The 21,100-nt window shown below is 55.5% G+C and carries 16 protein-coding genes; 1 reads left to right on the top strand and 15 read right to left on the bottom strand.

Annotation, left to right across the window (positions count from 1 at the left end):
• Window positions 1-22: 22 nt before the first annotated feature.
• The 4 genes from mukB to cmoM are packed head-to-tail and all read right to left on the bottom strand — an operon-like array spanning window position 23 to window position 7,317.
• Window positions 23-4,510, bottom strand: coding sequence for a chromosome partition protein MukB (mukB, locus tag LQK91_RS09325; protein ID WP_008925853.1), 4,488 nt, complete (start codon window positions 4,508-4,510; stop codon window positions 23-25).
• Window positions 4,507-5,232 carry a chromosome partition protein MukE gene (mukE, locus tag LQK91_RS09320; RefSeq protein ID WP_008925852.1) on the bottom strand — a complete coding sequence of 242 codons (726 nt, stop codon included), beginning with the start codon at window positions 5,230-5,232 and terminating at the stop codon, window positions 4,507-4,509. The genes mukB and mukE overlap by 4 nt, the downstream gene beginning before the upstream one ends.
• A complete protein-coding gene (mukF, locus tag LQK91_RS09315) occupies window positions 5,213-6,535 on the bottom strand; it encodes a chromosome partition protein MukF (protein ID WP_003849384.1) in 1,323 nt (440 codons plus the stop codon). The genes mukE and mukF overlap by 20 nt, the downstream gene beginning before the upstream one ends.
• The gene (gene cmoM, locus LQK91_RS09310) at window positions 6,532-7,317 is read right to left on the bottom strand and encodes a tRNA uridine 5-oxyacetic acid(34) methyltransferase CmoM (RefSeq protein WP_008925851.1); all 786 of its coding nucleotides are present in this window, start codon (window positions 7,315-7,317) and stop codon (window positions 6,532-6,534) included. Before cmoM ends, mukF begins: the two co-directional genes overlap by 4 nt.
• 125 nt (window positions 7,318-7,442) lie before the next feature.
• On the opposite strand from cmoM, the gene elyC reads away from it, so the two are divergent.
• Entirely contained in the window at window positions 7,443-8,225 is a 783-nt protein-coding gene (elyC, locus tag LQK91_RS09305; protein ID WP_008925850.1) for an envelope biogenesis factor ElyC, read from the top strand.
• On the opposite strand, the gene LQK91_RS09300 is transcribed toward elyC, so the two are convergent.
• The 11 genes from LQK91_RS09300 to aroA form a co-directional block, all read right to left on the bottom strand.
• The gene (locus LQK91_RS09300; protein WP_008925849.1) at window positions 8,205-9,098 is read right to left on the bottom strand and encodes a phosphotransferase; all 894 of its coding nucleotides are present in this window, start codon (window positions 9,096-9,098) and stop codon (window positions 8,205-8,207) included. The genes elyC and LQK91_RS09300 overlap by 21 nt on opposite strands.
• Before the next feature lie 111 nt (window positions 9,099-9,209).
• Entirely contained in the window at window positions 9,210-9,959 is a 750-nt protein-coding gene (kdsB, locus tag LQK91_RS09295) for a 3-deoxy-manno-octulosonate cytidylyltransferase (protein WP_008925848.1), read from the bottom strand.
• Window positions 9,956-10,138, bottom strand: a complete 183-nt coding sequence (locus LQK91_RS09290) for a Trm112 family protein (RefSeq protein WP_003849374.1) — start codon at window positions 10,136-10,138, stop codon at window positions 9,956-9,958. Before LQK91_RS09290 ends, kdsB begins: the two co-directional genes overlap by 4 nt.
• Before the next feature lie 105 nt (window positions 10,139-10,243).
• The gene (locus LQK91_RS09285) at window positions 10,244-11,458 is read right to left on the bottom strand and encodes a winged helix-turn-helix domain-containing protein (protein ID WP_008925847.1); all 1,215 of its coding nucleotides are present in this window, start codon (window positions 11,456-11,458) and stop codon (window positions 10,244-10,246) included.
• A gap of 39 nt (window positions 11,459-11,497) precedes the next feature.
• On the bottom strand, window positions 11,498-12,484 hold the full coding sequence (gene lpxK / locus LQK91_RS09280) for a tetraacyldisaccharide 4'-kinase (protein WP_008925846.1): 987 nt from the start codon (window positions 12,482-12,484) through the stop codon (window positions 11,498-11,500).
• Window positions 12,481-14,229: a lipid A ABC transporter ATP-binding protein/permease MsbA gene (gene msbA / locus LQK91_RS09275; protein WP_003849365.1), complete on the bottom strand. Its 1,749-nt coding sequence runs from the start codon at window positions 14,227-14,229 to the stop codon at window positions 12,481-12,483. The genes lpxK and msbA overlap by 4 nt, the downstream gene beginning before the upstream one ends.
• Window positions 14,230-14,263: 34 nt before the next feature.
• Window positions 14,264-16,519: a DNA internalization-related competence protein ComEC/Rec2 gene (locus LQK91_RS09270; protein WP_105099469.1), complete on the bottom strand. Its 2,256-nt coding sequence runs from the start codon at window positions 16,517-16,519 to the stop codon at window positions 14,264-14,266.
• A gap of 204 nt (window positions 16,520-16,723) precedes the next feature.
• A complete protein-coding gene (gene ihfB, locus LQK91_RS09265; protein ID WP_003849360.1) occupies window positions 16,724-17,008 on the bottom strand; it encodes an integration host factor subunit beta in 285 nt (94 codons plus the stop codon).
• Between the two features lie 82 nt (window positions 17,009-17,090).
• Window positions 17,091-18,764 carry a 30S ribosomal protein S1 gene (gene rpsA, locus LQK91_RS09260; RefSeq protein WP_003849352.1) on the bottom strand — a complete coding sequence of 558 codons (1,674 nt, stop codon included), beginning with the start codon at window positions 18,762-18,764 and terminating at the stop codon, window positions 17,091-17,093.
• Window positions 18,765-18,872: 108 nt separating this feature from the next.
• Window positions 18,873-19,559 carry a (d)CMP kinase gene (gene cmk / locus LQK91_RS09255; RefSeq protein WP_105099345.1) on the bottom strand — a complete coding sequence of 229 codons (687 nt, stop codon included), beginning with the start codon at window positions 19,557-19,559 and terminating at the stop codon, window positions 18,873-18,875.
• Window positions 19,560-19,759: 200 nt separating this feature from the next.
• On the bottom strand, window positions 19,760-21,046 hold the full coding sequence (aroA, locus tag LQK91_RS09250) for a 3-phosphoshikimate 1-carboxyvinyltransferase (RefSeq protein WP_003849347.1): 1,287 nt from the start codon (window positions 21,044-21,046) through the stop codon (window positions 19,760-19,762).
• Between the last annotated feature and the right edge of the window lie 54 nt (window positions 21,047-21,100).

Below are 21,100 nucleotides of genomic sequence, written 5' to 3'. Positions count from 1 at the left end.
TAACGAATGGTTCAGTTTTTGACTACGTTTCCGCCTGTGATTTTTCAGCCGTTAAATCGGGCAATGCATCGGCTTCGCTTCCCGCACGCACCGGCGAAGGATCCGCAGCAAAACCACGCAGGCCAACCACATGCACATGCTCGGTGTTATTAAACACTTTACGCACCAGTTTGTAGGTCGTGCCTTTCTCAGGGCTGATGTTCTCTGGCGCGGCAATAACCAGTTGCATCTCCAGTCGTTCACACAGTTCAAACAGCGTGGCGATGGAGCGGGCATCCAGACGGGCCGCTTCATCAAGGAACAGCAGTCGGCATGGCGAAATGTCTTTGCCGCGCAGACGACGGGACTCCTCTTCCCAGCTCTGCACCACCATCACCAGAATGGACATACCAGTACCGATCGCTTCACCGGTTGAGAGCGCACCGCTCTCTGCGCGCAGCCAGCCATCAGAACCCCGGTTAACTTCCACTTCCATCTCCAGATAGTTGCGGTAGTCCAGCAGCTCCTCGCCGATGGTCTGCGGCGTACGCTGCCCCATGTCGATGTGCGGATTAAGACGCTGATAAAGCTTCGCCAGCGCTTCGGAGAAGGTCAGGCGATTACTGTTAAACAGATCCTGATGCTGCTCGTGCTCCTCCGACAGTGTGTCCAGCAGCATGGCATGCGTTTCACGCACATTCACGTTGAGCCGCACGCTGTGCACCTGACCAAAGCTGACGGTCTGCAAGCCCTGGTTGAGCTGACGGATGCGATTCTGTTCGCGCTGGATTGTTTTACGGATGATATTGGCCGCACTGCGCGAACTGATCGCCAGCATCTGCTCACGTGCCGTCAGCTCTTCGGTCAGACGGTTCAGTTCGATTTCCATCTGCTCAATCGCTTCGACCGGATCGTCAGTACGAATAATATCCTGACGGATACGCTCACGCAGATGCTGATAAACCGCAATAAAGAACTGAATCTTACGTTCCGGACGTTTTGGATCTTCCGACAACCGCAGCACGTCGCGCAGATGTTCGTTATCCGCTACCGCCAGACGCAGCGCACCCAATGCTTTATCCGACATCGAGCGCAGTTCATCGCCGCTCAGGTAGGCCAGTTCACGGCGATGCAGACGACGCTCAACGCCATTCTCTTTCACCAGACGCAGTACGGTACACCAGCCCGCTTTGGCGCTGACCACCTGCTCCCGCACCAGATGATATTGACGCTCCAGCTGACGCAGTCGCTTCTGCAGGTTATCCATCTCCGCTTCGCAGAAAGTGAGTTGTTTCTCCAGCTGATTGCGGCGGGCACGGTTGTGGCTGAGTGCTGTGTACAGTTCGTCACGGCGAACGCGCGCGCGCGCTTCTGCACTGCTGTCAGCCTGGACGCCAATGTCCTGCATTTCCTGCTGCAGCTCTTTCAGCATGTCGCGTTTCGCGTCATAGGCGCTTTTCAGCGAGGCGAGCACCTGCGAGTATTGTGTCAGCTGCGCCTGATGTTCACGCAGGCGATCACGACTGCGACTACGTTCACCTTCAGCCTGCTCCAGACGCTGACGCAGCTTATCGCTGAGGTCATTGTTGCCGTTGAGCATGCTGGCTGAGTCGTCATAGCTGAAGTGGGCGCGACGCTGCACCACTTCGGTCAGGGCAAAGGCCTGCTGACGCGCATTACGCTGTTGCTGCTGTGCCTGCTGATAATCCGCCTGCAGCTGCTCGTGCTGTTCCGGGTCGCTCTGCAACACGGCGATAATTGGCTCAAGTTTCGCCAGTTTCGCGCCGTGCTGATGCAGAAAGCGCGCCGCATCCTGCGCCGCATCGACCTGCTCACGAATCTCTTCGCAACGATCGCCCAGCGTATCATCCAGCAGCAGGTTAACGCGTGGCAGCAGTCGGTTTAGCTGTGACACGCCCTCTTTCGCCAGCTCATACTGCTGGCGCTGCTGCTGATTATTGCTCTCGTGCTGATTCAGCGCCCGTTCCAGTTCAGCCCGGCGTGCGCCCAGCTGACGGATCTGCGCTTCCGGGTCAGCGTCAAACGCCACGGCCAGATGACTGCCGATAAAACGGCTGAACGACTGATGCAGACGTTGCGTTTTCTGCACGTCAAACGACAGCGTCGCGTAGCGTTCGGCCAGCCTGTCACGTTCAAGATGCAGCAGCTCCAGCTGATTTTCACGCGCAGCACGGCCAAACAGCGGTATTTTCGGGAAGCGGGAGTAGCGCCACTGACGCTCAGCTACCTTCACAACCACCGCATTCTGCAGCTCATCCACGCTGAAGACGCTGTCATCGAACGACTGCGGATCACCTTCGATCAGATAGAGATCTTCCGGGCAATCCTCGAGCCCGTCCAGCAACTCACGAACACGTGACAGATCCGGCACCACGATCGCATGACGTGACGGACCATAGAGTGCGGAGAAGTACGGCGCATCGTCCAGTGTAACATCATCATAAATTTCAGACAGTAAGACGCCGCCAAAACGTTCCGCCAGCTGGGTCAGCCGCGCATCTTCCGCTCCGCCTGGCTGGCTGAGTCGTTCAATCTGCTGCTCGATATCGCGTTTTTGGGCGGCCACTTCGTCGCGCTCGACGGTGGTCTCACGCTCACGCTCCAGCAGCTGCTGCATATATTCGGTGACGTCCTGGCTGCTGTTCAGCGCCTGGCCAGTCTGTTCGCTGAGCTGCGTCAGAATCTCCTGCGCCGCCAGCCAGTGTGGCGCGCGGGCAGTCAGGCTGGTGATGCGTTCACGCAGCTGTTCCAGCTCCTGACGCATCATCATGCGCTGCTCACCAGCGTCCGAGACGCTGCTGTTCAGCTGTTCAATCTGTGCTTCCAGTTCCTGCTGCAGGCCAGCCAGCGCATCGGCTTCGTAATGCTGCCCCTGGCGCTTGCAGAACTCGGCCAGCAGACGCTCCGCCTCATGCTGTTCGCGCAGGCGCTGTTCCAGCTCATTGAGACGCAGACGCAGCGATGAGAGCTGTTCAGCGTGATGACGCTGATTGCTGGCATCACGCAGCAGTTCGCGACCGGTTTGCCAGGCATCCTGTCGGGACACATCACCGGCAATGCTGGTCACCAGCGCCAGCGCCTGTTCAAACTGACTGTGTGCCGCTTCCGCCACGCTCAGCTTCTGCTCCAGACGCAGCAGGCGTTCTGTCGCCTCTTCCTCTTTGGCCTGGAAACTTTCCTGCCATTCAGCGGCATTGTCGATGGTCAAATCGGGCAGTTGGCAAAGCGTACGGGCGCGTTCCAGCGCCTGCAAGGCCTGCTGATACTGGATGGCGCGGGTTTGCTGCACGTCGAGTGCCTGCTGGAAATCGGCCAGCTGACTTTTCAGCTCATCCACTTCCAGCTCAGCGGCTTCGGCACGCGCTTCATTCTCTTCCTGAATTTCACGGGCTTCGGCGACCACTTCAGTCTGCTCTTCCAGACGCAACGTCAGATCTTCGATATCGGCATCGTAACGCTCAATCTTCTCCTGCTGACGCATCGCCGTCTGCACCAGGTTCAGATGATCGCTGGCGGCCTGATAATCGACTTCGAGATCATTCTCTGCGCCACTGTGCTCAGCCAGTTCGCGCGCCATCTCAACATGACGATACTGCTCGGTGGCGAGCTGCTTGCGACTGCTGAACAGCTCACTGCGCAGTTGTAACGCACTGTCGAGATGCCCCCGACGCTCGTTGGCGTGGCGCATATAGTCAGCCGAAACGTAGCTGGTCGCCTCGGAGATCAGATGCTTAAAGAGATCGCGGTCAGACTGGGTAACGCGGATTGCCTCCAGCGTCATGCGGTTTTCGCGCAGCGCCGCTTCCATATCCTGAAACGCTTTACGCACGCCGCTGTTTTCAGGCAGCAGGTAATCACGCAGCGATCGGGTGATGGCGCTGGAGATACCGCCATACAGTGAGGCTTCAATCAGGCGATAAAACTTGCTGCGATCGCTGGCAGAGCGCAGACGTCGCGGCACCACGCCCAGATCAAACATCATGGCGTGATAATCGGTGATCGAGTTATAAGCGCGGAACTGTACGCCTTCCTGCGCCTCAACCCGCTCTTTCACCTCATTCAGCGGCAATACGCGTGCCTGACGGCTGTTAAGCACTTCCGTCAGCATATCGGTCGGGTTGGTATCGGTTGGCAGGCCATGGATACTGAAAGGTTTAATATCGACCTTTTTATCGCGTCCGGCGACCTGTTGCAGACGGACACCGACCACCACACGCTGATGGCGTGAATTCACGACATCCAGCATGGAGTAACAGACGCCAGCCCGCAGCTTCCCGTGCAGACCTTTGTCACGTGATCCCGACGTTGCGCCCGCTTCGGTGGTATTACGGAAGTGCAGCAATGTTAAATCGGGGATCAGCGCGGTCACAAATGCCGCCATGGTGGTGGACTTACCCGCACCGTTTCCGCCTGACAGCGTGGTCACTAATTCATCGAGATCAAAAGTACGGGCAAAAAAACCGTTCCAGTTGATCAGCGTAAGCGAACGAAACTTTCCGCGCTCAATCATGCCTGTTCTTCCTCTGCGTTCTCACTCGCGTCGCCTTCCTGACCGTCACCTTCGTCGGTGTCGACCGGTGCTGTCGCGTTTTCCAGTAGCATGGCTTCGCCATCACGAATCAGGCGAAGCTGCGCTTCACGGGCGTCATCACCGCTGCGCACGTCGGCACCAAAGCGAAACACGGATTCAGTGATGCGGAATTTGCTGCTGTCGTTACCGTAAAACCACACCATACCCAGACGGCGCAGACGGCTCAGAGAGGCGCGCACTTTCTCCTGCAGTTTGGTGCGATCCAGATCCGAACCGGTTGAACGCTGGTTAACCAGCTTCAGCAGGCGATTCTCGTCCGCCAGCGAGAGCAGCTCGTCGTAGAGCTCCTGCTGGGTAAAAATCCCTTCATTGGCAAGGCGTTCCGGACTGAGGTAGAGATAGCAAAGAATCTTCCCGACCATCATGTCCAGCTCAGAGAGCACGGAACGCGGAATCAACGTTGTTGAACGCGGACGCAGATAGAAAAAGCCTTCCGGCGCACGAATCAACTCAACGTGATAACGGCTGTAAAACTCTTCGAGAAACGACTGGTAGTCCATCAGAAACGCATGATTATCCAGCTCTTCGATACCGATATGACGTCCGGCGCGTAACTGGCTATCCAGCGCGGGAAAAATCGGGTTGGCCAGTGCCTGTGCCAGCTTAACCGGCATCACTTGTTCAATATTTGTCGATGACATGTGCCTGCACCTTGGCTCCGTAATCATTGATGGCTTGCCATTCCACAGGCAAACCGGCTAAATCAGCTTCTGCTACGCCAAGGCGCACCGCCTGATCCACCACAATGCGTGCCAGATCGAAATGGCGGGCGCGTGGATACTGGGCCAGGTAGTCGCGCATCACTGACGCGAGGTTGAGCGGTTTTTGTTGCGATTTATAGACCTGCAGCGCTTCTTCAATCATCGCTGCCAGCTGTTCGCGAATTTCGTTGATCTCTTCGTATTCCATCTCCGGCGGCAGTTCGCCCATCACTTCGTCATTCCGCAGCGTCAGCGCTTCATCACGCATGTCATACAGACGGTCAGCGTTGGCGTAGGTCAGCGCCCAGGGAGCGTCGAAGTAATTCTGCACTGATACCCGCAGGCGCTGCGCAAAGACGCGGTTCTTATCCATGTCGATGGCGGTACGGATGAATTTATGGACGTGGCGGTCATAGCCGATCCACAGGTCGATTGCCTGCTGGCCCCAGCTGGTAATCCGGTCGAGTTTGCTTTGCAGATCAAACACCAGCTTATCGACGAAGCCCAGGTCCGGGCTGTCCAGCGTGGCATCCTGAATCCGCAGCAGGTTTTCCTGAAGTTTGTCGCCCGCAGCTTCCAGCGTATCCTGCAGTTCACGCAACGTCCCTGACGTTTCGGAAAGCAGCATTTCACAGCTGGAGATAGCCGCGCGCCAGTCTTTGTTCAGCAGTTCAGCAATATCGTTTTTCACCGCCTGTTGCTGTTCATCCATCAGACGCTGGGTCATATCAATGCTGTCGAAGATCTCCGCCACCGAATATTTCAGCGGCGCAAAAACATTGCGATGCCAGTGGAACTCGTCGCCGTTTTCCTGCGCCGCATCGGCTGCTCGCTTAAGCTCATTGGCCACAATCGACAGCTGCATAGACAGGCGCAGCGTCGAAAATTCTCGCTGACGGATGTAATAGTCAGTGATGCCGATGGCCAGCGGCGTCAGGCGATAGATAGCATTGCCTTCGGTCAGTTCGCTGGTAAAGCGGTTGAGCAGGCGCTGTCGCACCATGTCATTGATGGCGTTGTTGGCGCGAACCAACACGGTTTCGTGGGTTTGTTCGAAAGCTTTACTGACGTGACGGAATGCATCAATCAGATCGCCTTCACTCATTTCGCCATCCATCCGCTCACCATTAAGGGTGGCGATAGCCAGCAAAAAGGCCAGACGTTCCACTGGCAGCGCAAGGGAAAAGTCATTTTTGCGCGCCCAGGAGACCAGTTCAGGTACCGTCTGGGAAAATTCACTCATAATTCGTCCTTCTGCCCGGGTTTACGCGCGGTCACGTGGATGTAACGCCCTAAGCTCAAAAAGGGTTCCTGACGGCAGTAACGCCGCTCCATCTCAATAATTTCGTCGTCGCTTTTTGGTTCGCCCTTCGGCGGCTTCATGTAATCACTGAATACCCGGATCCCGGCACGCTGTTCAATCACAAAACCACACGCCTCCAGCCAGCGATAAACCTGTTCAGGGTCGCGCGGATAATCAGGCGACAGCGTTCGCTTTTTGCGTTTGGTCAGATTGGTGCGCAGATAGCCGAAATTACCCAGCGTTAAGGTGCGCAGTGTCAGGCCGTGCAGATTGTAAAACATCAGCGACATGACGCCTCCTGGACGCAGCAGATCGAACAGCGCTTTCAGCACCGTCTCCGGTTCAGCGACCCATTCAAGCACAGCGTGGAACAATACCAGATCCACCGGCTTATCCAAATGTTCGCCCACCTGCTGAGCGCTAATTTGTCTGAATTGCATGTTATGGCTCACACCCTGCGACACCGCATTTTCCTCTGCCCGGCGTAGCATCTCACCAGAGAGATCGCACAGCAGAACCTGATGGCCCTGTGCCGCAAGCCCGCTGGAGACCTGGCCAATACCGCCGCCCGCGTCCAGCACCGACAGCGGGTGTGACGACAGATCGGGCAGAATCTTCTCCAGCTCGTCCCAAAGAATGGCCTGCCGTATTTTCCCTTTAGTGGTGCCGTAAATATTTTGCGAAAATTTATCCGCGAGATCGTCAAAGTTACGATCCTGCATGGCATGCGCTCCGGTATGCTGCGGTGAGACTTGTGCTATTTTGTCACAGGCACCAGAAGAATGAACCTTTCATCCCCATCTTCCCTTCCGGGTGCTCTATTTTCGGACAACAGGACGCATTTTTGATGTTATTTACCCTGAAAAAAGTCATTGGCGGGCTGCTTTTACCCCTGCCGTTTCTGCTTTTGTTGATGGCGCTTGGTATTTTACTGGTTTGGTTTACTGGCTGGCAGAAAAGCGGCAAAACCGTGATCTCGGTCAGCTGGCTGCTCCTTCTGTTGCTGAGTCTGCAGCCGCTGGCGGATCGTCTGCTGCTGCCACTGGACAGCCGCTATCCGACCTGGAAAGGCGCAGAGAAGGTGGACTATATTGTGGTACTGGGTGGAGGCTACACCTTTAATCCGGGATGGGCGCCCAGCTCGAACCTGTTGAATAACAGCCTGCCCCGCGTGGCAGAGGGTGTGCGCCAGTGGCGGCGTAATCCGCAGTCGACCCTGATTTTTACCGGTGCAGCGGGCGGCACCAATCCGAAGAGCAGCGCCTGGGTAGCGGCACAGGTGGCGGAAAGTCTGGGCGTTCCTCATGAACATATTCAGATCCTTGACCAGCCACGCGATACCGCAGACGAAGCGCAGGCAGTTAAAACTGTGGCAGGCAATCGCCCGCTAATGCTGGTGACCTCCGCGAATCATATGCCACGGGCAATACGCTTTTTCCACGCGGTCGGGTTGAAGCCCATTGCCGCGCCCGCCAATCAGCTTGCGATTACCTCACCGCTGAATGGCTGGGAACGGGCCATACCGTCATCGATCTGGCTAAGTCACAGCGAACGTGCCGTTTATGAAACGCTGGGCACGTTATTGCAACGGCTGAAAACCGAGGATGGCTCAGCCGAGCCAGGGAAGTAACTGTGCGCGAGCATGGTCAAAGCGCGGCCGATCAAAGGTGCCGGTCTGGATAAGCGTGTCGATGCAGTCCCACAGCTGATAAACCCACCGACGCCAGATAAAACCCTCTGAGACCGGCGCCCGTTGCAGGTAATGATGCAGTAGCGCCGTTTCGGCTGGCGATGCATCCAGATGGATCAGGTCATATTCACGCGGTGCCCAGAGAATCGTGCCGGGCTGTGTCATCGCGATTAACTGGTCACTGCGGCTGTTTTTCAGCATGCTCTGCAGCCGCACGTTGCCATGAACCATCACGCAGGGATCATCGAAGCCGCGAAACAGATGCGCCAGTCGCGCGCGGCAGCGGAACAGCACCTGGCGATCGTCCAGGGTAAAGGTGGGTGGACGCAGATAGCTCAGGGTCGCCCACAACACTTCAACCCGCTGTGCATACCAGGCGGGCCAGCGGTTCTGCTGCGTGCTGTCCACTGTGCCGACCAGGCCGTGGCTATCAAGCCGGTGCCAGGCCAGCAGTCCCTCGACGACCTGTTCGCAGAACTGTTGCCAGCGCTGAGCATCCCGCGCCGGTGCTTCCGCCGTCACACCATTCAGTCGCGCCATCAGAAGCATTTCATGCACTGGCGGCTGCTGGCTCAGCACCAGACCATAGACCGCGGGTACGGCGACCAGCCCGGCCTGCCCCAGCAACGCCAGTTTTCTGGCTTCCATCGCCGCCCTGCCCTGGTGACGAAAATATTTCGCCACCACTGGCATAGGAAGGCCGTCACGATTGTATAACGCATAGAGCCGGGTGGGTGGATGTTCACTGATCATTTCGAGGCGGCTGATGGTTTCACCCAGCGCCAGCGTGAGTTCTGATTTAAGCTGTTCCATGCGGCATCCTCCTCAGATGAATATCACCCTATCCTGAAGGAAGTGTTGGCCATAAGTTTAGCGGCGGATCAATAACGTGGTGCTGAAACGGGGAGACAGGCTCCCCGCTTGTCAGGCCTGCATGGCAATACGAACACGTTGCAAATCGTTTGGCGTATCCACACCCACGCTCGGGATGGTTTTCGCCACGGCGACATGAATTTTCTCGCCGTACCACAAAACGCGCAATTGCTCGAGCAGCTCAATCTGTTCCAGAGGGCAAGGCGCCCAGGCAACATAGCGGCGAATAAAACCGGCACGATAAGCATAGATGCCAATGTGGCGCAGTAGCGTGTCACCGATCTGCTCGCGCGAGGCGGCATAGCGTTCACGATCCCACGGAATGGTAGCCCGTGAGAAATAGAGCGCGTAGCCATTCACATCCATGACCACTTTCACCGCATTCGGATTAAAAGCTTCTTCCGCATCCGTAATTGGCACCGCCAGCGTCGCCATGCCCGCTGCTGACCCCGCCAGATTGGTCGCCACCTGACGCACAATCTCTGCCGGGATCATCGGCTCATCGCCCTGGACGTTGACGATGATTTCGTCATCGGCAAACTGATATTTTTCGATCACTTCCGCCAGCCGCTCCGTGCCGGACTGGTGATCGGCGCGCGTCATGCAGACTTCGCCGCCTGCCGCCTCGACGGCCTTTGCCACGTCAGGATGATCGGTAGCAACGATGACACGGCTGGCACCCGATTCACGGGCGCGCTCCATCACATGCACGACCATCGGTTTACCATGGATATCAAGCAGTGGCTTGCCCGGTAAGCGGGTTGACGCATAACGCGCAGGAATGATGGCCGTAAAACTCATGGATGAATCTCTTCGACGGAGAGCGTGCGGGCTTCCGTTTCCAGCAGCACCGGAATGCCGTCACGAACCGGGAAGGCCAGGCCATCAGGTTTGCAAATCAGCTCCTGCTGTGCATTGTTGAAGTAGAGTTTGCCATTGCACACCGGGCAGGCAACGATTTCGAGTAAACGGTGATCCATATGTCCTCCATCAGGGACCGAATGCGTAAGGGTTCAAGCATACCATAGCGCGGCGTATGCGGGATGGAGTAAAACACCATCCCACAGCGGCTGCCGAAAATTTGATTAATCCAGCGTCCACAGGGCTGGCCAGTGCGCTTTAAGCGCATCGGGTACCTGCAGGATGGCGACGCTTTCTGCGCCCTGCCAGGCTGCGAAGCGTTCAATCGCGCGCCGGATATCTGCTGCAAAACGCGCCGTGACACGGGTTTTCTCTTCCAGCCAGAGTTTTTTAATCTCCAGCTGTTTTGACTGACGCAGCATACGGGCATCAAGCCGGCCTTTTATTTGCCCGCGATGGAGGATGGGCAACACAAAATAGCCAAACTTGCGCTTCTCCTCGGGGGTATAGCACTCGATACGGTAGTCGAAGTTAAACAGCTCAAGCGCGCGTTTGCGATCCCAGACCACCGGATCAAACGGAGAAAGCACTGTGCTGTGCGTCGCCTGCAGCGGCGTCTCCAGCAACGGCAGCAGGTCACGATGCAGCCACATCTCGCCCAGACCCTCTGTATTGACGGCGACCAGATCGCCCGCAGCCTCGGCGTCAGCGATAAAGTCTTTTACGGGTGTCCGCTTCAGGCGATAGTAATCCGCCAGCCAGGCCGCGCGGAAAACCCCTAAGCTGCGGGCGCTGTTCATCAGCATCTGACGGGTCGCTTCGGCTTCGCTGATACCATGCAGTTCATCCTGCCAGTCAGGCATTACGCGGCTGCGCAGATCGTAGACGCGCTGAAAATTGCGGCGTTCTGCGACCATCAGCTCACCGGCGCTGAAGAGATTTTCCAGATGACGTTTGTGCGGTTTCCATGCCCACCAGCCTGACTTCGGGTTATCGGCGTGCGTAAAATCGGCGGCGCGCACCGGGCCATTTTCCCGGATCTGCTGCAATAGTTCAGCAATCGCCTGCTGGTGGTCAGCAACCCATTGCGCGTTGTATTTCCAGCCCAGACGTTCAGGCGACAACATGCGATGACGAAGCAGTCTGTAATCGGCGCGGGGAATAAAACAGGCTTCATGCGCCCAGTATTCAAAGAGTTCACCCTGCGCCAGCGCCTGCTCCAGCCATGCCTGAGGATAATTACCCAGGCGACTGAACAGCACCAGATAGGGACTGCGGGCCACCACATGAATGGTATCGATTTGGAGCAGCGACATGCGGGAGATGCAGTTGATCAGATCCTGATACACCGCGCGTTTTGCCGGCGCGCGCAGCAGGCCCTGCGCGGCGAGATGAAGGTGACGTGCTTGCTGTAACGAAAGTGAATGCGGGCTGTTCATCCTCTTCCTTATCAGGCATCACCTGAATGGGTGCGGGTATCAGAGCGTGCGGCGACAGAGTTGTTCAATATCAGCCAGTAATGGCGTGACGGATTTACCGGTCAGGTGAGCATCGACCGGCAGATACCACCAGTCAGGCTGAGCAAAGTCGCGGCATTTCACCGCGTCTTTTTCGGTCATCAACAGCTGCTGGCCTGTCTGGAGTAATCGGGTCAGCTCATCCTCGCTGTAGGCATGATGATCGGCAAAGGCGATCTCTGCAACTGGCGTGATGCCCTGCTTTTTCAGCGTGGTGAAAAAACGGGGAGGATGACCTATACCGGCCATCGCAACTACCGCACCCAGCTGCTCAGCTGGGCAGGTTTCCCCGGTCAGGAGATTAGTGGCCAGCCCCGGCTGAAGCTGCATGGCAATCTCGTCGGGCTGCGCGTCGCCACCGTTGATGATGACGGCATCAACCTGCCGCAGACGAGAAGCGCGTTCGCGCATCGGACCTGCGGGCAACCACCAGCCATTGCCAAAGCGGCGTACGCCATCCACCACCACGATCTCGCGATCGCGCTGCAGGGCGTAATGTTGCAGGCCGTCATCAGTGATGACCACATCCAGCGAACCCTGTTGCAGTAATGCCTCAATCGCCTGTCGCCTTCTGGGCGCCACCGCGACCGGCGCCCCGGTGCGCTGAGCGATTAAAACCGGCTCATCACCGGCCTGTTCCGTGCTGGTCTGTGCGGTGACCAGCAAGGGATAGTGATCCGCCTTGCCGCCATACCCTCTGGAGACCACGCCAGCACGCAGGCCGCGCTGCTGCAACGCCTCAACCAGCCAGATCACCACCGGCGTCTTTCCGTTGCCGCCGGCAGTGAGGTTACCCACCACCACGACCGGCAAAGGCGCGCGCCAGCTTTTACGCCAGCCACGCCTGTAACTGAAACGTATCAGGGCCGTGATCGCACCATACAGCAGGCTGAATGGCCATAGCAGTAGCCATAGCGGTGAGCGACCACTCCAGATACGTTCTATCATTGGCCGAATTGCATCTTGTGCAGTTGTGCATAGGCGCCGCGTTCTGCCAGCAACACCTGATGCGTACCGCGTTCTACAATCTGACCATCTTCAATGACCACGATTTCATCCGCTTTCTCAATGGTTGAGAGGCGGTGCGCAATCACCAGCGAGGTACGGTTCTTCTGCAACTCATCAAGTGCAGACTGAATGGCGCGTTCTGACTCAGTATCCAGCGCAGAGGTCGCTTCATCCAGGATCAGAATCGGACAATCACGCAGCAGTGCGCGGGCAATAGCGATACGCTGACGCTGACCGCCAGATAACAGCACGCCATTCTCGCCAATCACTGTATCCAGGCCTTTATCCATCTTATTGATAAAGTCCATGGCATGCGCCATGGTGGCTGCCTGCTCGATCTCTGCACGGCTATATTGCTCACTCCGCGCATAAGCGATGTTATTGGCAATGGTGTCGTTAAAGAGATGCACATTCTGCGACACCAGCGCGACCTGATTACGCAGCGAACGCAGGCTGTACTCTCTCAGGTCATGTCCGTCCAGCAGGATTTCGCCCTGCTGAATGTCATAAAAGCGGGTCAGCAGGCTCGCCATCGTCGACTTACCAGAACCTGAACGGCCCACCAGCGCCACCGTTTTTCCTGCTGGCAGTGACAGATTGATATTACGCAGTGCCGGAATATCACGGCCCGGATAGGTAAAGGTCACATCACGGAATTCGATATCGCCTTTCGCCCGGGTCATTTCGCGTGTGCCATTGTCCACTTCCTGCTCACTGTCCAGAATAGAGAACAGCGTCTGACAGGCCGCCATGCCACGCTGGAACTGAGCATTAACGTTGGTCAGCGACTTAAGCGGGCGCATCAGGGCAATCATCGAGGAGAAGACCACGGTAATCGTCCCGGCGGTCAGCGTATCCATGACGCTTGGGAAGCTCGCGGCATAAAGTACAAACGCCAGTGCCAGCGATGCGATGAGCTGAATAATGGGATCAGAAATGGAGGATGCTGATACCAGCTTCATTCCCTGCTGACGCATACGGTTACTGACGCGGGAAAAGCGCTCCGATTCGATTTCCTGACCGCCAAAAATCAGCACTTCTTTGTGACCTTTCAGCATCTGCTCAGCGCTGGTTGTCACCTGCCCCATGGTGTTCTGCATACTTTTGCTGATGGTGCGGAAACGCTTTGAAACAGTACGGATCGCAAATGAGACGATGGGTGCCAGAACAATCAGGATCAACGACAGCTGCCAGCTGTAGTAGAACATCATAACAAACAGGCCAATAATGGAAGCACCTTCACGCACCACCGTCACCAGCGCGCCGGAAGAAGAGGAGGCGACCTGCTCGGAATCGTAAGTAATGCGTGACAACAGGGTGCCGGTCGACTGCTGGTCAAAGAATGAAACCGGCATTCCCATCATATGGCTGAACAGCCGACGGCGGATATTCATCACGACATTGCCTGAGACCCAGGAGATGCAGTAGCTGGAGATATAACTGGTCACGCCGCGTACCAGCATCAGGCCAATGACCACTAACGGCAGCCATAGCATCACCGACCTGTCAGCTTTACCAAAACCATCATCCAGTAATGGTTTCAACAGTGAGAGCATTAAGGCGTCGCCCGCAGCATTGATAATCAGGGCGACTGAAGCCGCAATTAATCCCGCTTTATTAGGCGCGATCATCGGCCAGAGTCGGCGAAACGTCTGCCACGTAGAGAGATCTTTATCTTGATGCATTATTTATTCACGCTGTTGGAAATAGCCGGCCATTCTACCTGGATTCGCGTTTGACGCCAAACCACTGATGATACCAACGGGGCATTAATTGTTCCCGTAGGGTGTAAACCTGCACGCTGCCCTGCTCTACCCTGATACTGATTTGTCCTGACTGGCCCGTATCCAGCCATGTAAAACCGGCTGTTCGATAGTTTTCCAGAACACTTTTCGCGGGCATACGCCATGCATTGTAGCGTGCGAGCGAGGCAATCGCGGTATGTCCGCCGGTTTTGCGCAGCAGCAATGAGGTCGACGAGGTACGGCTGCCGTGATGCGGTACCTGCAGAATATCCACCTTTAGCCCCTGCTTTTCCAGCGCCACCAACTGACGTTCCGCTTTCGCTTCAATATCGCCGGTTAACATCAGCCGGACCTGACCATCATCAACGATCACCACACAGGAATCGTTATTTTCACCCGGCAAAGGTGCCGTTAGCGGCCAGACTACCTGAAAGTGGAGTTGCCGCCAGCGCCACTGCGTGCCGCGTACACAGGGTAAATGCGTTTTCTCTGCCAGCGCGCTTCTGACTTCTACCGCTGGCCAGCGTTGCATAATCGCCTCCAGTCCGCCGGTATGATCGAGATGTTTATGACTCAGGATGATCTGTTTTAACTGTAACTGTTTGCGCTCCAGCCATGGAATGATTATCCGACTCCCTGCGTTGTCGTTCTGCCAGCGCGGCCCTGTGTCATACATCACCGCCTCCTTGCCCTGACTGATCACCAGGCTCAATCCGTGCCCGATATCCAGCATATCGATGCGCCAGCCCGGCTCCTGATGGGGCTGGCGACTCCATATCATCGCCAGCGCCAACACACAGCTGCTCAATGGCAAAGAAAAGAAGAACTGCGCACGCCAGAGAATCAGACTTCCCCATACCATAATCGTAAACCAGGTTGTGCCACTCAGCGGCCACCATCCTGGCGGCAGTAAAGCCAGACAATGAAACAGTGCACGCACGGAGAGATCGGCCGCCCCCCAGAAGAAGTCCGATACAGGCGCCATCGGCAGCAGCAACGCGAACGTTATCAATGGCATGGTAATGAACGAGATGACCGGAATTGCCACCAGATTTGCCAGCAGTGCGGTCAGGCTGATCCCGTTGAATATCGCTACCTGCAACGGCACCATTAAAATCATCATGCCCACCTGCAAATGCAGCAGTTGTATTGGAATCCATCGCTTTTGATGACGGAATCGTGCAGGCAAGGGAAACCAGTGGTACCAGACCAGCAGCATGCCTACAGCCAGTACCGAGAGCCAGAAACTGTCAGACAAAACGGTCAGCGGATCCGTCACCAGCAGCAATGCAATACAGAAGGTCCAGACCTGCCAGCTATTGAGTTGTACACCTGCAAACCGTGTTATTGCCCACAGCGTCAGGGCCAGCAATGCACGCGCTGCTGGAGGCTGTGCTCCTGAGAGCCAGGTATAGGTTGCAGCAAATAGCCAGCTTACGATAAGCGGAAGAAGATAGCCGATACGCCGGGCTGGCAGGACAAATTGCACCCCACGCGTAATGATCCAGCCGGTGCTGGCGGCCAGGGCGATATGCATGCCCGATATCGCCATTAAATGCGCAGTACCGGTATCCCGAAGTAACTGGCGAGTCTGCTGGCTCATTTCATCCCTGATGCCAAAGGAGAGTGCCTCCAGCGTGGCACGTGCAGGCATGGCGTGGGTCCTGTCGCGATGCCATAAAATAAATCGCCAGCGTCCATTACACTGTTCGCTAACGGCAACCTGATTAAGGATCCTGCCCTGGAGCGGCGTATTATTAGCCAGAGCAAAACGCTGCGCATCGAAATCGCCCTCATTGAGACGAGCATGGACTGGTCTCAAACGAAGTCGCATCGTCCAGCGTTGTCCCGGACAATAAGTTTCCGGATCAGTATCGAAATAAAGCCAGGCATAGCGGGGAGGGAATATCATTCTGCCCTCTTCTTCCAGCAGCCGAACCCGGATTTGCTTCCGATCTTTTCGCAGTTCATCAATCTTAAGGGTGAAGGTGGCGGGCCGTGCGGAGAGCTGTTCGATATCCCGCACCATCAGACGCGCATCGTTAAAAGCCCATGCCAGCAACAGCAGCGTAATACCGGTCCAGCGAACGGATGGGTAATGGCAATGGAGCAGAGCGAGGCCCATCAGTACCAGCATCACCATCATCTTACCTGAGGGCAGTTGGGCCATCAGCAATAGCGGTAATGTTGCAACGATCACCAGTCGCGCCAGAACGGTCCATGTCAGCATAATCGTATCCATTGTTTCAGTTCGATTATTCTGGGCAATTGAGGTGAAACTAACAGGGAACAATCAGGCAGGCTGGAGCGCCCTCACAAACAGAATGCGGCCTTGCAGTGTTGACGACAGTAATCTGGATATCAGTGCTCAGCCTGAATAGCAGGCAAAAAAAAACGACATCCGGAGATGTCGTTTATTGGGTTCGGTATCGGCTTAGCCGTAGATGTTTGCGCGATCGCGCAGCTCTTTGCCTGGCTTAAAGTGGGGAACGTATTTACCTTCCAGATCCACTTTGTCACCCGTTTTCGGGTTACGTCCAGTACGCGGAGCGCGATAGTGCAAAGAAAAGCTGCCGAATCCCCGGATTTCGATGCGCTCGCCCTGTGCCAGCGTAGTGGCCATGTGCTCAAGCATCTCTTTGACTGCATCCTCAACGACTTTCGCCGGTATATGAGTATGCTGTCCCGCCAGTCTTTCGATCAGTTCTGACTTGGTCATGTAACCTCCGGTTTATCCCTACAGGAATGTATGACAGCTTTTACCGAAACCGGGTGGTTGCCCACCCGGTGCTTCAGGTCGATTACTCGCCTTTAGCCGCTTTGAACGCTTCAGCCATAGCGCTAGAGAAATTGCCTTCTTCCTGTTTGGTGTTAACAGTATTGATAGCTTCTTTCTCATCAGCCTGGTCTTTCGCACGGACAGACAGGCTTACGACACGGTTTTTACGATCAACGCCGGTGAACTTAGCTTCAACGTCGTCGCCAACGTTCAGAACCAGAGTTGCATCTTCAATGCGGTCCAGTGAAGCTTCAGAAGCGCGCAGGTAACCCTCAACGCCGTCTGCTAATTCAACTGTAGCACCTTTAGCATCAACTGCAGTCACTTTACCGGTGACGATGGCACCTTTCTTGTTCAAAGTGATGTAGTTGTTGAACGGATCTTCTGCCAGCTGTTTAACGCCCAGAGAGATACGCTCGCGCTCTGCATCAACCTGCAGTACAACGGCAGCGATTTCGTCGCCTTTTTTGTACTCACGAACGGCTTCTTCGCCAGTCGCGTTCCAGGAGATGTCAGACAGGTGAACCAGACCGTCGATGCCGCCATCCAGGCCGATGAAGATACCGAAGTCAGTGATTGACTTGATTTTACCTTCAACACGATCGCCTTTGTTGTGCGTCTCAGCGAACAGCTGCCATGGGTTAGATTTACACTGCTTCAGACCCAGGGAGATACGACGACGCTCTTCGTCAATGTCCAGAACCATAACTTCAACAACATCGCCTACGTTAACAACTTTAGACGGATGGATGTTTTTGTTAGTCCAGTCCATTTCAGACACGTGTACCAGACCTTCAACGCCTTCTTCGATTTCCACGAAGCAGCCGTAATCAGTCAGGTTGGTAACACGACCGGTCAGGCGGGTGCCTTCCGGATAGCGTTTAGCGATAGCAACCCATGGATCTTCGCCCAGCTGCTTCAGACCCAGAGAAACACGGGTACGCTCGCGGTCGAACTTCAGCACCTTAACGGTGATTTCGTCGCCCACGTTAACGATTTCGCTTGGATGCTTAACGCGTTTCCATGCCATGTCAGTGATGTGCAGCAGGCCATCAACGCCGCCCAGATCAACGAATGCACCGTAGTCAGTGAGGTTCTTAACGATACCTTTAACTTCCATGCCTTCCTGCAGGTTTTCCAGCAGCTGATCGCGCTCTGCGCTGTTTTCGGATTCGATAACCGCACGACGTGAAACCACGACGTTGTTGCGTTTCTGATCCAGCTTGATCACTTTGAATTCAAGCTCTTTGCCTTCCAGGTGCAGCGTATCGCGCACCGGACGCACATCTACCAGTGAACCTGGCAGGAACGCACGGATACCGTTGAGCTCAACTGTGAAGCCGCCTTTAACTTTGCCGTTGATAACACCGGTAACAGTTTCAGCGTCTTCGTAAGCTTTCTCCAGCGTGATCCATGCTTCATGGCGCTTCGCTTTCTCACGGGACAGCAGGGTTTCACCGAAGCCGTCTTCCACTGCATCCAGAGCAACATCAACTTCGTCGCCTACCTGGATTTCCAGTTCGCCGGCTGCGTTCTTGAACTGCTCTGCAGGAATTGCAGATTCAGATTTCAGACCCGCATCAACCAGAACGACATCTTTGTCGATAGAAACGACGATGCCACGAACGATAGAACCCGGGCGGGTTTCGATTGTTTTTAAGGATTCTTCAAATAGTTGAGCAAAAGATTCAGTCATATTGATAATCTTCAGGATTCTTCAATTTAACGTCCATCTGACTTCATGTCGGATGGGGTTGTTTCACATGCCCGGCACCTGATCCATGGTACAGGGTGATAAATTCAATTAAGCCGAAATACCCAGCTTCTCGCGGGCATAGTGTAGCGCTTTTTCGATGACTTGATCGATAGACATCTCGGTAGAGTCCAGAACCAGTGCATCGCCAGCGGCTACTAAAGGTGCGATTGCGCGGTTGCGATCGCGGTCGTCGCGTTCTTTTATCTCGGCTAAAAGGCGGTCAAAGTTAACATTAAAGCCATTGTCCTGCAACTGTAGCATACGGCGCTGAGCACGTTCTTCCGGACTGGCATCCAGGAAAATTTTCACTGGCGCCTCCGGGAAAACCACGGTGCCCATGTCTCGTCCATCAGCAATTAATCCCGGCAGCTCGCGGAAACCGCGCTGGCGGCGTAATAACGCTTCGCGCACCCGTGGAAACGCGGCAACACGTGACGCGGTGTTGCTGACCTCCTGAGTACGGATTTCACCGGTAACATCTTCACCTTCAAGGATGACCTGCATGTCACCATTTTGTGACACAAAGCGCACATCGAGGTGTGCAGCAATCGGCACAAGCGCTTCTTCAGATTCGATGTCGACCTGATGATGCAACGCGGCTAATGCCAGCACGCGATAAATAGCACCGGAGTCCAGCAGATGCCACTGCAGCGATTCTGCCATCGCTTTACACAGTGTTCCTTTTCCCGCTCCACTTGGCCCATCAATAGTTATGACCGGGGCAGTTACTGTCATTATTCCCTCCTGTTGCTGCGTGCTTCCTGACCTTTCGGTCACCATTAATGACTCGCATTATACGCTGCATAGCGCGGCTTGGTTACTGTTTCGCACTAACCGGGTTCGTAATTTTAGTTAATTCAGAGGATCGCTGGGCCGTTACAGCCAGATTAAATCCGGGGAGATCCGGTGCGGAACCGCACCGGAAGAGAGAGATATCAGGCGCTCTGGCTGATTTTAGCCAGCTGAACGAAGTAGTCCGGGAAGGTTTTAGCTGTACAGCCAGGATCAAGAATGGTCACTGGCGTATCTGACAGTGCTACCAGAGAAAAGCACATTGCCATACGGTGATCATTGTAGGTGCCAATATCAGCATGCTTTAGCGTCGCAGGTGGGGTAATACGGATGTAGTCATGACCCTCTTCGACTTCCGCGCCGACTTTACGCAGCTCTGTCGCCATTGCGCTCAATCGATCGGTCTCTTTTACCCGCCAGTTATAAATATTACGTAACTGGGTGGTGCCTTCTGCAAACAGCGCCGTGGTGGCAATGGTCATTGCAGCATCCGGGATATGGTTCATGTCCATATCAATGGCCTGCAGCTTTCCAGCCGTACAGGCAATGTAATCATCGCCCCATTCGATCGCAGCACCCATCTTTTCCAGCACGTCAGCAAACCGAATGTCACCCTGCATACTCTGGCGTCCGATACCGGTGACCCGGACCGTTCCGCCTTTTATGGCTGCAGCCGCCAGGAAATAAGAAGCGGAAGAGGCATCACCTTCCACCAGGTAATCGCCCGGTGACTGATACTGCTGCTGTCCCTTAATCAGGAAACGCTGATAGCTCTGATTCTCAACGTCGACGCCAAAGCACTGCATAAGATTGAGCGTAATGTCGATGTAAGGTTTGGAAACCAAATCACCTTTAATCGTGATGCAGGTATCCTGCTGCGCCAGCGGCGCGGTCATCAGCAGCGCCGTCAGGAACTGACTGGAAACACTGCCATCCACACTGACATCACCGCCGGTAAAACCACCGCGTAAACGCAGCGGCGGATAGTTTTCGTTTTCCAGGTACTCAATGGTTGCGCCACCCTGACGAAGCGCATCGACCAGATGCCCGATTGGACGCTCTTTCATGCGGGGTTCGCCGGTCAGTTCGATATCGTGCTCGCCCAGGCAAAGTGCTGCGGCCAATGGACGCATAGCGGTGCCGGCGTTGCCCAGAAACAGTGACAGCGGTTGAGATGCGTTCAGTGGTCCTGCATTCCCCGTGACTTCACACACGGTACGATCGTCTGAAAGCGTATAGCTTACGCCCAGCGCGGTCAGCGCATTCAGCATATGCTTTACATCGTCGCTGTCGAGCAGGTTGGTGAGACGGGTAGTGCCTTTAGCCAGCGCAGCCAGCAGCAATGCGCGATTAGAAACGCTCTTAGAACCTGGCAGGTTCACGGTGCCATCGACACGCGAAATAGGTTGGAGAGTCAGGGAGTCCTGCATGTGAAACGAAATCCTCAAAAATACAGAGACCTCGCCGTGTGACGAGGTCTGGCA

This window comes from Pantoea sp. MHSD4 (assembly GCF_021043305.1).
Taxonomy (GTDB): Bacteria; Pseudomonadota; Gammaproteobacteria; order Enterobacterales; family Enterobacteriaceae; genus Pantoea; species Pantoea eucalypti.
Note: the sequence above shows the minus strand (reverse complement) of the source record. Positions and strands in the feature narration are given on the sequence as shown.

Excerpts from the sequence above, each read along its gene's own strand:
- mukB (WP_008925853.1), bottom strand. The coding sequence starts at position 4,510 with ATGATTGAGCGCGGAAAGTTTCGTTCGCTTACGCTGATCAACTGGAAC.
- elyC (WP_008925850.1), top strand. The coding sequence starts at position 7,443 with ATGTTATTTACCCTGAAAAAAGTCATTGGCGGGCTGCTTTTACCCCTG.
- LQK91_RS09285 (WP_008925847.1), bottom strand. The coding sequence starts at position 11,458 with ATGAACAGCCCGCATTCACTTTCGTTACAGCAAGCACGTCACCTTCAT.
- cmoM (WP_008925851.1), bottom strand. The coding sequence starts at position 7,317 with ATGCAGGATCGTAACTTTGACGATCTCGCGGATAAATTTTCGCAAAAT.
- ihfB (WP_003849360.1), bottom strand. The coding sequence starts at position 17,008 with ATGACCAAGTCAGAACTGATCGAAAGACTGGCGGGACAGCATACTCAT.
- LQK91_RS09290 (WP_003849374.1), bottom strand. The coding sequence starts at position 10,138 with ATGGATCACCGTTTACTCGAAATCGTTGCCTGCCCGGTGTGCAATGGC.
- msbA (WP_003849365.1), bottom strand. The coding sequence starts at position 14,229 with ATGCATCAAGATAAAGATCTCTCTACGTGGCAGACGTTTCGCCGACTC.
- LQK91_RS09300 (WP_008925849.1), bottom strand. The coding sequence starts at position 9,098 with ATGGAACAGCTTAAATCAGAACTCACGCTGGCGCTGGGTGAAACCATC.
- LQK91_RS09270 (WP_105099469.1), bottom strand. The coding sequence starts at position 16,519 with ATGCTGACATGGACCGTTCTGGCGCGACTGGTGATCGTTGCAACATTA.
- mukF (WP_003849384.1), bottom strand. The coding sequence starts at position 6,535 with ATGAGTGAATTTTCCCAGACGGTACCTGAACTGGTCTCCTGGGCGCGC.
- cmk (WP_105099345.1), bottom strand. The coding sequence starts at position 19,559 with ATGACAGTAACTGCCCCGGTCATAACTATTGATGGGCCAAGTGGAGCG.
- lpxK (WP_008925846.1), bottom strand. The coding sequence starts at position 12,484 with ATGATAGAACGTATCTGGAGTGGTCGCTCACCGCTATGGCTACTGCTA.
- kdsB (WP_008925848.1), bottom strand. The coding sequence starts at position 9,959 with ATGAGTTTTACGGCCATCATTCCTGCGCGTTATGCGTCAACCCGCTTA.
- aroA (WP_003849347.1), bottom strand. The coding sequence starts at position 21,046 with ATGCAGGACTCCCTGACTCTCCAACCTATTTCGCGTGTCGATGGCACC.
- rpsA (WP_003849352.1), bottom strand. The coding sequence starts at position 18,764 with ATGACTGAATCTTTTGCTCAACTATTTGAAGAATCCTTAAAAACAATC.
- mukE (WP_008925852.1), bottom strand. The coding sequence starts at position 5,232 with ATGTCATCGACAAATATTGAACAAGTGATGCCGGTTAAGCTGGCACAG.